We start from the raw sequence: 12,002 nt of genomic DNA, 5'->3' as shown, positions 1-12,002 counted from the left end.
GCTTTAGTTTTAGCTATTTGGCTGCTTTAGCCGCTTTAGCTATTGCCTCTTTTGCTTGATCCGCAATCATGGCGAATGCGGGTTTGTCAAAAATTGCAATATCTGATAAAACTTTACGATCAATCTCGATACCTGCTTTATTTAAGCCATCAATCAATCTTGAGTAGCTTAAACCACAATTACGAGCTTCTGCATTAATACGTACAATCCAAAGACGACGGAACTGACGACGCTTCTGACGACGATCACGGTATGCATACTGACCCGCTTTAATAACCGCTTGCTTAGCAACGCGATATACTTTTGATCGTGCACCGTAATAGCCTTTAGCTTTCTTTAATATTTTTTTATGTCTTGCGTGCGCTTGCACACCTCTTGATACTCTTGCCATTTTCTATTCTCCTTAACTATACGGTAACATTCTACGAACCATTGGTACATCTACCTTCTCTACTGTGTCAGGTGAACGTAGGCTACGCTTTCTAGAAGTACTCTTTTTAGTCAGGATATGACGCAAGTGAGAGTGTTTACACTTGTAACCGCCACTGGCAGTTTTCTTGAAGCGCTTTGCAGCACCTCTATTGGTTTTCATCTTCGGCATAATTTTCTCCTTGTCCTTTGGACATATTTGTTATTCATATGAATAACTTATTATAAAACTAAAGAAATAATGAGGTCTAAATTAGACAAGGCATTCAGTCTTGAACAGTACACCTAGGTACGGTAAAGACTGAATAACGCAGTATAATTTAACGCATCGTTATTTCTTTTTCGATTTGGGTGCCAGCATCATGCCTAGCTGACGACCCTCCATCTTTGCTTTTTGTTCTACATTAGCAAATTCTTCGCAATCTTTCTCAATTCTGTCGAGCATTTCCATACCCAATTCTCTGTGCTGCATTTCGCGACCACGGAACCAAATACTTACTTTAACCTTGTCACCATTATCTAAAAATTTGACCAAATTTCTAAATTTAATTTGGTAATCACCCTCTTCTGTACCAGGGCGATATTTAATGGTTTTAACTTGGGTTTTCTTTTGTTTCTTTTTAGCTTCTTTCTTTTGCTGCTTTAATTCGTAAAGATATTTACCAAAATCCATGATCTTGCAAACTGGCGGCTCCGCATTTGGAGAAACTTCAACTAAATCTAAGTTTACTTCTTTAGCTCTTTGTTTAGCTTCATTAGTATCAACAATACCAACTTGCCCACCTTTTTCGTCAATTAATCGAACTTCTGAAACTCTAATATAATCGTTAACTCGAGTTTTGTTCTTATTACTTGGTTTTTTAATAATTATCCCTCTATTGTTTCTTTATTTACCAGCTCTACAAACGCCTCAATCGACATAGACCCTAAGTCTTCGCCGCCGCGTCTGCGTACTGAAATTTCGTTGTTTTCCATTTCACGTTTGCCCGCCACTAAAATATACGGATAACGTTGCATGGAATGCTCGCGTATTTTAAAGCCTATCTTCTCATTACGCAAGTCCGAAATCACTCTAAGTCCTTGTTTTTTTAACTTTTTGTTCACATCTTTGACAAAATCAAGCTGTTTTTCAGAAATATTAAGCACAACCGCTTGAATTGGCGCCAACCAAGATGGAAAAGCGCCTTCGTAATGTTCGATCAAAATTCCGACAAATCGCTCCAAAGATCCAACAATTGCGCGGTGCAACATAACTGGGGTTTGCTTAGAGTTATCCTGGGCAATATAATGCGCATCTAAGCGCTCTGGCATTGAGAAATCAACCTGTAACGTGCCACATTGCCATTCACGATCCAAACAGTCTTTTAAGACAAATTCAATTTTAGGGCCGTAGAACGCACCTTCGCCTTCTTGCAATTCCCAGTTAATGCCTTTTGCATCTAGCGCCTCAGCGAGTGCTGCTTCCGCTCTATCCCAAACTTCATCCGATCCCACTCGATTTTCAGGGCGAGTAGAAAGCTTAATATCAACATTATCAAAACCAAAATGCTTATATACGTTAAAAGTTAAATCAATAAACTCAGATACTTCGGATTGGATTTGATCTGCAGTACAAAAAATATGCCCATCATCTTGAACAAAATTACGCACACGCATAATGCCGTGCAAAGTACCCGAAGGCTCATTACGATGACAAGAGCCAAACTCCGCCAAACGCAGTGGTAAGTCACGATAAGACTTAAGCCCTTGATTATAAATTTGAATATGCGCAGGGCAATTCATTGGCTTCACCGCATAATCACGATTTTCACTATGAGTGGTAAACATCGCATCACCAAACTTATCCCAATGACCTGATTTTTCCCAAAGCGTTCTATCAATTAGCTGTGGCGTGTGCACCTCTTTATAGTCATTATCTCTAAATACACCACGCATATATTGCTCAACAATTTGATATAACGTCCAACCTTTTTCATGCCAAAACACCATGCCAGGCGCCTCTTCTTGCATGTGAAATAAATCTTGAGTTTTTCCAATTTTTCGGTGGTCACGTTTTTCCGCTTCTTCCAAGCGATGCAAGTGCGCCTCTAAATCTTCTTTGGTTGCCCACGCCGTACCGTAAACACGTTGCAACATTTCATTGTTAGAATCACCACGCCAATAAGCACCGGCAAGTTTCATCAGCTTGAAAGCTTTAAGTCTTGAGGTTGACGGCACATGTGGGCCACGACACAAATCAATAAAATCACCTTGCTTATACAAAGACAAGGTTTGATCTGCAGGAATAGATTCAATAATTTCTGCTTTGTAATGCTCGCCTTTGGCTTTAAAGAACTCAACTGCCTCATCACGACTCATCTCAGAGCGCTCAATCTTAAGACTTTGCTTGACCAGTTTTTTCATGTTTTTTTCAATCTTGGCTAAGTCGCCTTCTGAAAAACCATCTTTGTAAGCAAAATCGTAGAAAAAACCATTATCAATCACCGGGCCAATCGTTACTTGAGCATCCGGATAAAGCATTTGTGTGGCTTGTGCCAAAAGATGCGCCGTAGAATGACGAATAACTTCCAAGCCTTCATCATCTTTTGCAGTAATGATAGAGACACTAACATCTGATTCGATCAAATAAGAAGCATCAACCAACTCGCCATTTACTTTTCCTGCGAGTGTTGCTTTAGCAAGTCCAGAGCCAATCGACTTGGCCACTTCAAAGACGGTTAATGCTTGATCAAAAGATTTTGTGCTGCCGTCTGGCAGAGTGATGATTGGCATGATAGAAATATCAAAAAATAAAAGCTTGTATTTTACCTTGATATAGGCAGATTTAAAGAAAATCCGAAATTTTTAAAATAATACAATATTTAAGTAATAAAACAACAAAAAAATAGCTTTTTATAGCCTTTAAAAGGCTGTTTTAAGTGTTTTTATCAATAAAAAAGTGTTTAAAAAGAATGATTTGCAAAATTTCTGAAATTTTACAACCTAATTAAACCGGATTAATTTGTTCAACCATCAGTTGTAAGGATGTGTTTCCTCGCCAAATGTTAATTGAGAGTTTGTAAGCCACTTTAACTTGGGTTGATTCAAGCGGTGCTTGAAAAAAGGCAATAGCGTCATGCACTTGAGTATCGCCTTGTAGCTTTAATCGACATTTAAGGTGTTTTTCGCCAACGACTTTTTGATCGACTACATCGAACTCACCAAAAAAGATAGGCTCGTCAAACCCTTGCCCCCAAGGTCCAGCATTTTTGATGATTTCAGCATTTTCTAAAGAAACGTCAAATGCTTCAAGATCGCCATCAGTTAAGAGCTCTACTGTTGGAATTTGATCATTAAGATGGGCTTTAATAGCGTCGTTAAAAGCACGCTTAAATGACCAGAAATTTTCTGCTTTAATGCTTAAACCCGCTGCCATCGCATGACCGCCAAATTTTAAAATTAAGCCAGGATTTTCTCGATCCACCAAATCAAGTAAATCTTTAATATGCACGCTAGGGATAGAGCGAATAGAGCCTTTTAGAAAATCGCCAGATTTGGCAAATACTGCTACAGGACAATGATAATCTTCTTTGAGCTTGCCCGCGACAATGCCAACAATGCCTTCATGCCAAGAAGGGTTAAACAAACTTAGGGCAAACTTTCCTTCTGATACATCTTGGCTATCAACAATGGCTTGTGCCTCATCTTGAATACGCGTTTGCTCTGTTTTACGCTTTTGATTAAACTCTTCTAACTCTTGAGCATAACGCCTAGCATCATTAATATCATCCGTTAACAAACATTTAATGCCTCGAGAAATATCACTTAAACGCCCCGCTGCATTTAGGCGTGGACCTACGGCGAAACCCAAATCACTGGCTTGTAAGGTTTGAGCTTGCCGATTGGCAATTTCCAGTAGTGCCAAAATGCCAGGCGCACATTGTTTAGCTTGAATGCGCTTAATACCTTGATCAATTAAAATTCGATTATTTTGATCAAGCCTCACTACATCCGCCACCGTACCAAGTGCGACCAAATCAAGCACAGTGCGCAGGTCTGACAAGGGGATATTATTTTTAACAAAATATTGCGCTTTATTCAGATGGGTTTTTAGCGCTGAAAACAAATAAAAACAGACGCCAACACCAGCAAGATTTTTACTTAAAAACTCGCAGCCTTTAAGGTTTGGATTGATAATAGCGCTCGCTTCTGGCAGATTTTCACTCGGCAGATGGTGATCTGTAATAATCACTTGAATGCCTGAGGATTTAGCTAACTTAGCACCTTCAAAACTGGAAATTCCATTATCAACGGTGATGATTAAATCAGGCTGTTTTTCCTTGATAGCTAGCTTGACAATTTCGGGTGACAAGCCATAGCCATGCTCAAAGCGATTGGGTACTAAAAAATCCACGTATTTAGCGCCCATCATGCGCAGGGATTTAACCGCCACCACCGAAGCAGTTGCGCCGTCACAGTCAAAATCACCAATAATTAAAATTCTTTGCTGAGCAAGCAAAGCCTGCTCCAATATGGCTAATGCATCATTTAATTGATCAAATTTTGGTGTGAGTAGATTGTTAAGCCCAAGTGATAGTTGAGTTTCAGACACACCACGAGCAGCATAAATCTTTTTTAAAAAAGTGGGAATGTCATTCGAGTAAGACTCAAATAAAACTTGGTCAAATTCTCTAGTGAGCATCACTGACCAAACGTACGTAGGCGTCAAATGACTTGTCTGCGCTTTGACTACCACCATAATAAAACGGCACATCAATGGCAATATCACGACTTAATTCGTTAGAACTCCAGTAAGACTTTAACTGAGTATTAGGGAAAAATTGCTGGTTAATCAGTAAATCATTGTCGCCATACAATAGCAATGTTTTTAGCTCTGCTTGTGTTGGCAAGCGCCATTTTTTTTGTTGGCAAAGTTTCAGAGTGTTGATGGCCTTAATATATTCTTGGGTATTACAAGAATCAGCCCAATGACAATTATGCGAGTAATCACCGTTTTGAACACCGCTTTGCCCATCAAACCAAGTGTAGGTATTTTGGGTATTTTGCAAACCTTTACTGGCGAGCTTTATTTCCCAGACGAGTTTTGATTGATCATCCAGTACACAGCGCTGTTTTGTAGAAATATTGCTTAAAATTGCACCCTGATCAGATACTTTAAAAAGCTGGGCATTGGCTATGCCAGTAAGCGATATCAGGATTAAAAATAGTAGTCTAAGTTTCATGGGTAATTAATTGGGTGATTCTTTTGGCACTTTCTGGTGCCATATTAAGACCGTTGCGAAAATGCCCAGTATTTAGATAGACATTATCAAACTCTGCATGTCTGCCAAGCATTACTTTACCAGATTTACTCGCCGGCCTAAAGCCCGACCAATGATGCTCAATAACTGCACGTTTCAAATCTGGGAATCGTTGTACTGCAAAAGTCTGTAATGATTGCTGCGTCTGAGGGTCTGTCGTACGATCAAATCCAACATTTTGCATGGTTGAGCCGACTAAAATTCGCCCGTCTTGACGAGGAATAATATAACGCCCTTGGTCGAGCATAATGTGCTCAACAACACCTGGTTTGGATTTCAACACAATCATCTGACCTTTCATAGGAAAGATTTCTTCTTTTAAGTCTAGCCACTGCGAACTCCAGGCACCTGAGCAAACCACCACATGATCTGATAAATATGCCTGCTGACTAGTGTTCACACCCCGTACTTTATCATGGCTAAGTAAAAGTGATTCAACCTGAGTGTTTTCAACAATTTTTACGCCTTTACTTAAAATATCTGCCTTTAAGGCCTTGATTAATCTAGGATTGCGAACTTGGGCAATATTGGTAAACAACCCTCCCTTCTCATGCGTTTGATAATCCAAGCCATAACGCATCAACCAAGCGCTTGCTACGTTGGAATCGTATTCATCCATCATCAGTAAGCCCGACTTTAAATACTCTGGATCAAGGCCGGTATCTTCTAAGATTTGTGCGCATAATTGCTCATAAACTGCTTGCGAAGCCAGGCTTAATTCATTGGTTAAATCATCATATTTCCAGGGGTACAACGGCGAAATAATTCCACCACCCGCCCAAGAGGACTCCTGGCCACATACACCTTGATCAAGCAGCGTCACTTTGACACCACTAAGCACTAAGGCGCGTGCACTCATCATGCCAATAACACCGCCGCCAATAATCAGACAATCACTCATGACTTAGACTTCTCTTGCTTAAAATCAACCATTAGCAATAGCATAACACCTAAGGTAATGGCAATATCTGCCACATTAAACACTGGCCAATAAAAGTCCTGATAATGCAGATCAATAAAATCAATTACAAAGCCGAGCGCCGCTCGATCAATTAAATTACCAATAGCGCCGGATAGAATTAGGCTGAGTGCTATCAGCTTGGATGCATGCACTTGAGCTGTTTTTACCATCCAGATAATAATGGCTAAACTAGCCATAGAGGAAATAGTCACTAAAAAAGTTTGCTGCCAGCCATCTTCATTGGCTAAAAAACTAAAAGCAGCGCCATAATTATGCACGTGAGTGATACTTAAAAATCCAGTAATCTCCAAGGACTCATGAGGCTTTAAATAGCCATAAACCAAGAGCTTGGTTAGCTGATCAATAACAACTAATAACAACGCTAAGAGAAACCACTTTGTATGCTTCATGCTTTATTAGGGTTGTATTTAATAATAGTAACAATAGGCACCACAAAACCAATAACAATCACCACCCAAAGTAAGCTACCTAACTCTGTGTAATTCTGCGCTGTTGTAATCACCCCATCAGTCACCACTTCTCGACTCACCACAAACACCTGATTTAAATATTTGGTAAACAAGCCGCCTGCAGACAGTGCAATATTCATCAAACTTGCCATCAGCGCAAACCAAGTACCCTTCTTACCTTCGGGTGCATAAATGGCGACTAAAGTCAGCATCAGCACTTGGGCGATATAATCAAACGGGGAAGCCATAGCGGTATCCACTAGAGCCACTGTACGCGCATCAAAACCAAGCATGGTGTGAATATCATAATACATCGCCACAATCGGCATAGAAAGCAACGTGCCGATAATAGTCAGGAAAATAAGCACTTCAACAATATCACGCTTGATAATAAACTTAGCCGAGAACCACATACCTGCCAGAGCAATACCACCACCAATGGCGGATAATTTAGCAAAGAAGGATTCATCAAAGCCTAAAACATCAATTTCCCACCAGCTTAATCCCGCGCCGACTGAGGGCATAGCACGATAGACAAAAATAATAATCATCGCCATTTTGATATGACGAATGGTGCTTGCATCCAAATCATTAATAAGATCAGACAACAAATACAGCACTACTGACAATGAGATAACAAAAACAATCTCTTGTGAATAAGGCACATCGTTATAACCCATAAGCACAATAAACACCGCAAAAATAAGCCCGCCATATAGTACATGTTTGTTTACAGGTGATACGGCTACAGGGTTGAGCTTAACCAGGCTCACACCCAAAATAGAAAGCAAAGGTACAAACAGGGCAATTTGGAAAACAACCTCGCGATGATCATGAAACACATCAGCCAGCTCACCGCCAACCCAGCCCGTGATAAAAATAGCAAAGCCTAAAGACAAACGTGCCAGTACTTGAATGGTGGCAAGTTCGTGATGAATTTCTTCTTCAGATTGATTTTTATTATGAACTTCAGTGGTCATGGTATCGGCTACCACATCTTGCATAACAAAGCCAACCACTGCAATTACGCTGGCTAAAATATAGACGAATTTCTTGGGAAAATTTTCCACAATGGCATAATCACCCACTACCGCAATCATCATCAGCGAGCTGGTGGTAATTAGCAGTGCACCGATATAAACATAGGGTTTTCGATTAGAACCAAAGATATTGACGCTATCAACCATTTGCCCAAAAATCATCTTAACTGTCCACGGTATAGTTAGCCAAATACCTAGCTCGGCTAAATCTGATGCTGTCATATCCAATGTATCTTTTACCCAAAAATTTACAGCAATCGCTGTAAATGCTATACCACTACCATACGAAAAGTAGATTAACAATAAAGGAATGTAGCGCATTCTAAATGCGCGAATCGGCGTTAAGAAAATATCTAACATTCAGCAACTAATAATTACAATAACAGTTAGCTATTATAGGTGCTGTGTAGGTTATAATTTGTTTTTTATTAATGACATATGGGAGATTTAAATGGGTTTCATGACTGGAAAAAAAGCGCTGGTTGTTGGTGTTGCCTCTAACCGCTCTATTGCTTGGGGTATTGCTGAAGCGATGGCAAAACAAGGGTGTGAAATTGCACTAACCTATCAAAACGAAAAATTAAAAAAACGTGTTGATAAATGTGCTGAAGTCTGCAACTCTAATATTGTAATCGAATGTGATGTAGCCACCGACGAAGGTATTGAGCAAACTTTTGCAGAGCTTAAAAACCATTGGGATAGCTTTGATATTGTTGTACATTCAGTAGCCTTTGCACCGCGTGAAGCGCTCAATGGTAACTACGTTGAAGTAACTACACGTGAAAATTTTACTGCAGCACATGATATTAGCTCATACAGCTTTACCGCCTTGGCTAAATACGCCTCACCTATGCTTAACGATAATGGTGCTTTGCTAACCGTTAGCTATTTGGGTGCGATTCGCGCCATCCCTAACTACAACGTTATGGGTGTTGCCAAAGCTTCACTTGAAGCAAACGTACGCTATATGGCAGCAGCCATGGGGCCTGAGCGCGGTATTCGTGTGAACGCTGTCTCTGCTGGTCCAATTAAAACCTTAGCCGCCTCAGGCATTAAAGACTTTGGTAAGTTGCTTGACTACGCTGCAGACTCATCAGCACTTAAACGCACGGTTACAACAGAAGAGGTGGGTAATGCTGCCGCCTTCTTATGTTCTGATTTAGCCTCGGGTATTACCGGTGAAATTACTTATATTGACTCAGGTTATAGTTTTTATGATAAAGGCCCTGAGTAAACTTTAAGTTACGCCAAAACAAAAAAAAGCCTTGATAAATCAAGGCTTTTTTGTGTCTATTTATATTGGTTTTTAACTTGTTTCAGGATACTTTTTACATCCTCATTCCAGCGAAAAATCTGCATTCTATCTTCATCAGTTTTTACCAAAGGCAGCAATGTAATTGGCGGTGTGGCAATGATTAATGTATGTAAACCTTCTTCCATAACTGTTATCTTTAATGGGAAAAACGGTGACAATTTAGGATATTTTGCACTCATCCGCCTCATCTCATCATATTGGCCAAAAAACAAAATACGGTATTTATCTGATTTGTAATGGCGCTCGTTCAAGGCAAAATCACAACGCTGTAAGTAAGCCGCCTTATAGCCATTGGCTTTAATGGTTTTGTCTAGTGCAAGCCAAGTATAAGAAAACTTAGCGTTAACACGTTCAATCAATAATTCATTGTGTCCAGCTGAAGCCACTGATGCAAACATTAGCACACATAAAGCAAAAACTCTAACTACCATACTGCCTCCTCAACCATCTCTTTCATGCTGTCAATCAAATCCTTAGCATCAATTGAAATTTGTTCATTGTTAAAACGTTTAATTGCATGCACGTAGTTTTCTAAATATATATGCACTTCCCCCTGATTGTTTTCAACCACTGTCGCCCTACAAGGCAGTATAACGCCGAGCCTTGGGTCGAGTTTTAAGAATTTCTGCATATTTTTAAAATTACAAAATCTCACGACAATTTGTTTTTGATCAGCGCCTTCTGGACCTCCAAGACCTTCAAATAAAGTTCTAGATGGATACACTCTAAAATTATAAGCTGCTGCAGAATCTTTGAGCTTATCAACAGTCGTAGCAAGATCATGTTGAGATTGATAAACAAATACTAGCGGCTCTTCATCCTCAACAGCTTTGGGTGTATCGCTAAAGACTGATGATTGCTGATGTGAGCGAATATAAACCACCAAATCATTCGCCATTTGATCGGTGAAATTAAATTCCTTTTCAAACGACATCATTTCTGTATCTTTAATACCTTTCATAATAATGTGCTTAATCATTTGATCTTCAGCTGCATGCAAAAATCCTTGATTGGCAAGCGCAGGAGGAGAAACATCTCGATCCTTTTGCCATGAGAAATTCTTACCCGTACCTTCACCACCTTGTAATTGCTTGCCATGACACCTTTGGCAATATTGCTCATAAGTATACTTACCCGCCTCAACATCGCCAACAATAGGCTCTTTACTATATTGTGGAGCCTTAACACCTGCACGTAAAAAACGAATTAACTTAACCGTTTGAGCGTTAGAGAGTTTAAAGCCTGGCATGATTCTTCCAGGGCGTCCATACTCAATGGTTTTCTTAAGGTAGCCATCCGAATGATTCGCAACCGTTGAGCGATACAGTGGTAAACCTAAAGATCCTTGTTGAGAAAAGCCATGACACTTTTCACAATTTTCAGAATAGATTTCTTGTCCACCGGCAAAGCTCAACCAGGGCAAAAATAAAATAATTAATAATTTCTTTGATTTCACAACTTTTCTCTCTTTATTTTTTATAAGAGCATTCTAATATAGAAAGCCCGATAAAAGATTGATTTACATCAAGAAAAAAACAGATTTATTTTGCTAAATTAATCGTCATTGGGTGGCTGGCATCTTTAGTCCATTGGTGCAGCGAGCCATCGTAAACCTGAACCGCTTGATTGCCATAAATTTCGTGCAAGCTAAACCAGACAGATGAGCACTCATAAGCACTATTACAATACAAAATAATCGATGCATCTGGGTTGATATTAAGCGAGCTAAATCGGGCCTTTATTTGTTGCTTAGTAGGAAAAACCATCACCCCTTTGAGCGGGTGTAAAAATTTATAAGGAAAAACCTTAGAACTGGGAATATGGCCTAAATCATACACATAATTTCTACTATCCAAGCCAACATGAAAACGCAAGCTTCTAGTGTCGACTAGTTGAATACTAGGATCAAGTATCGCTAACCTCACCTCTTCAATGGTTGCTAAAATTTTATTATTGGCGTTATTTTCAAAATTAAACTGACCACTCTTAACCTTGGTAGAATCTTTGCTTAATTCTTCCATGCTTGCAGTCCAAGCAGCATCACCTCCGTCTAGCATAGACACTTGCTCAAAGCCGTAATACTTCATTTGCCAATACAAGCGAGCTGCACCAGCAACATCTCCAGGTGTTTGCCCTTGATGGGTGATTAGCACAATAGAGTTGTTGCTCACACCATGTGCCGACATAAAGCGCTCAAAACCAGCTTGATCGGGTCTCATACGTGTAAGCTCAACACCATCAATGGTACGTGTGACTCTTACTTTTTTGGTGTTAACAAGGTTTGCACCACGAATATGGCCTTGCTCAGAAAAACTATCAAGATCTTTACGTACATCTAAAATCACCAGATCTTCGATATTTTCACTGACCCAGTCGGTATCAACTAAGGGCGAAGGGATAACTAATGAGTATGCAAAAGCTGGAAAAATAGCCCACGAAAATATAATAGTCTGCAAAAATCTAAGCAACATAACAACCTCTTATCTT

General features: G+C 39.7%; 13 protein-coding genes. 1 reads left to right on the top strand and 12 read right to left on the bottom strand.

Features of this window, described 5'->3' with window-relative positions; all coding sequences use genetic code 11:
- Positions 1-13: 13 nt before the first annotated feature.
- From rplT to SP60_RS07145, 9 genes are all read right to left on the bottom strand, one after another.
- Positions 14-391: a 50S ribosomal protein L20 gene (gene rplT, locus SP60_RS07180; protein WP_053951977.1), complete on the bottom strand. Its 378-nt coding sequence runs from the start codon at positions 389-391 to the stop codon at positions 14-16.
- Positions 392-403: 12 nt separating this feature from the next.
- Positions 404-601: a 50S ribosomal protein L35 gene (gene rpmI, locus SP60_RS08295; protein ID WP_082319663.1), complete on the bottom strand. Its 198-nt coding sequence runs from the start codon at positions 599-601 to the stop codon at positions 404-406.
- 159 nt (positions 602-760) lie between these two features.
- Positions 761-1,294 (bottom strand): translation initiation factor IF-3, encoded by a 534-nt coding sequence (infC, locus tag SP60_RS07175; protein ID WP_144418609.1) that lies wholly within the window; start codon positions 1,292-1,294, stop codon positions 761-763.
- A 2-nt stretch (positions 1,295-1,296) separates the two neighbouring features.
- On the bottom strand, positions 1,297-3,201 hold the full coding sequence (gene thrS / locus SP60_RS07170; RefSeq protein ID WP_053951975.1) for a threonine--tRNA ligase: 1,905 nt from the start codon (positions 3,199-3,201) through the stop codon (positions 1,297-1,299).
- Between the two features lie 214 nt (positions 3,202-3,415).
- Positions 3,416-5,110: a single-stranded-DNA-specific exonuclease RecJ gene (gene recJ, locus SP60_RS07165; RefSeq protein WP_053951974.1), complete on the bottom strand. Its 1,695-nt coding sequence runs from the start codon at positions 5,108-5,110 to the stop codon at positions 3,416-3,418.
- Positions 5,100-5,651: an Lcl C-terminal domain-containing protein gene (locus tag SP60_RS07160; protein WP_053951973.1), complete on the bottom strand. Its 552-nt coding sequence runs from the start codon at positions 5,649-5,651 to the stop codon at positions 5,100-5,102. Before SP60_RS07160 ends, recJ begins: the two co-directional genes overlap by 11 nt.
- Entirely contained in the window at positions 5,641-6,630 is a 990-nt protein-coding gene (locus SP60_RS07155; RefSeq protein ID WP_053951972.1) for an NAD(P)/FAD-dependent oxidoreductase, read from the bottom strand. Before SP60_RS07155 ends, SP60_RS07160 begins: the two co-directional genes overlap by 11 nt.
- Entirely contained in the window at positions 6,627-7,100 is a 474-nt protein-coding gene (gene lspA, locus SP60_RS07150) for a signal peptidase II (protein WP_053951971.1), read from the bottom strand. The genes SP60_RS07155 and lspA overlap by 4 nt, the downstream gene beginning before the upstream one ends.
- The gene (locus SP60_RS07145; protein WP_053951970.1) at positions 7,097-8,560 is read right to left on the bottom strand and encodes a PucC family protein; all 1,464 of its coding nucleotides are present in this window, start codon (positions 8,558-8,560) and stop codon (positions 7,097-7,099) included. The genes lspA and SP60_RS07145 overlap by 4 nt, the downstream gene beginning before the upstream one ends.
- A 91-nt stretch (positions 8,561-8,651) precedes the next feature.
- Here SP60_RS07145 and SP60_RS07140 point away from each other — a divergent pair, with 91 nt between their 5' ends.
- Entirely contained in the window at positions 8,652-9,434 is a 783-nt protein-coding gene (locus SP60_RS07140) for an enoyl-ACP reductase FabI (protein WP_053951969.1), read from the top strand.
- 56 nt (positions 9,435-9,490) lie between these two features.
- Here the strand turns inward: SP60_RS07140 and SP60_RS07135 are convergent, their stop codons facing one another.
- The 3 genes from SP60_RS07135 to SP60_RS07125 form a co-directional block, all read right to left on the bottom strand.
- The gene (locus SP60_RS07135; protein ID WP_053951968.1) at positions 9,491-9,946 is read right to left on the bottom strand and encodes a DUF302 domain-containing protein; all 456 of its coding nucleotides are present in this window, start codon (positions 9,944-9,946) and stop codon (positions 9,491-9,493) included.
- The gene (locus SP60_RS07130) at positions 9,940-10,971 is read right to left on the bottom strand and encodes a c-type cytochrome (protein WP_053951967.1); all 1,032 of its coding nucleotides are present in this window, start codon (positions 10,969-10,971) and stop codon (positions 9,940-9,942) included. Before SP60_RS07130 ends, SP60_RS07135 begins: the two co-directional genes overlap by 7 nt.
- Before the next feature lie 85 nt (positions 10,972-11,056).
- Complete coding sequence (locus tag SP60_RS07125) at positions 11,057-11,986, bottom strand: sulfurtransferase (RefSeq protein ID WP_053951966.1); 930 nt, start codon at positions 11,984-11,986, stop codon at positions 11,057-11,059.
- Positions 11,987-12,002: the final 16 nt, after the last annotated feature.

The organism is Candidatus Thioglobus autotrophicus (genome assembly GCF_001293165.1).
GTDB classification, from domain to species: domain Bacteria; phylum Pseudomonadota; class Gammaproteobacteria; order PS1; family Pseudothioglobaceae; genus Thioglobus_A; species Thioglobus_A autotrophicus.
This window is presented reverse-complemented; position numbering and strand designations above follow the sequence as displayed.

What these genes read in the sequence shown, in the direction of transcription:
- rplT (WP_053951977.1), bottom strand. Translation starts at nt 391, where the DNA reads ATGGCAAGAGTATCAAGAGGTGTGCAAGCGCACGCAAGACATAAAAAA.
- rpmI (WP_082319663.1), bottom strand. Translation starts at nt 601, where the DNA reads ATGCCGAAGATGAAAACCAATAGAGGTGCTGCAAAGCGCTTCAAGAAA.
- thrS (WP_053951975.1), bottom strand. Translation starts at nt 3,201, where the DNA reads ATGCCAATCATCACTCTGCCAGACGGCAGCACAAAATCTTTTGATCAA.
- recJ (WP_053951974.1), bottom strand. Translation starts at nt 5,110, where the DNA reads ATGCTCACTAGAGAATTTGACCAAGTTTTATTTGAGTCTTACTCGAAT.
- SP60_RS07160 (WP_053951973.1), bottom strand. Translation starts at nt 5,651, where the DNA reads ATGAAACTTAGACTACTATTTTTAATCCTGATATCGCTTACTGGCATA.
- SP60_RS07155 (WP_053951972.1), bottom strand. Translation starts at nt 6,630, where the DNA reads ATGAGTGATTGTCTGATTATTGGCGGCGGTGTTATTGGCATGATGAGT.
- lspA (WP_053951971.1), bottom strand. Translation starts at nt 7,100, where the DNA reads ATGAAGCATACAAAGTGGTTTCTCTTAGCGTTGTTATTAGTTGTTATT.
- SP60_RS07145 (WP_053951970.1), bottom strand. Translation starts at nt 8,560, where the DNA reads ATGTTAGATATTTTCTTAACGCCGATTCGCGCATTTAGAATGCGCTAC.
- SP60_RS07140 (WP_053951969.1), top strand. Translation starts at nt 8,652, where the DNA reads ATGGGTTTCATGACTGGAAAAAAAGCGCTGGTTGTTGGTGTTGCCTCT.
- SP60_RS07135 (WP_053951968.1), bottom strand. Translation starts at nt 9,946, where the DNA reads ATGGTAGTTAGAGTTTTTGCTTTATGTGTGCTAATGTTTGCATCAGTG.
- SP60_RS07125 (WP_053951966.1), bottom strand. Translation starts at nt 11,986, where the DNA reads ATGTTGCTTAGATTTTTGCAGACTATTATATTTTCGTGGGCTATTTTT.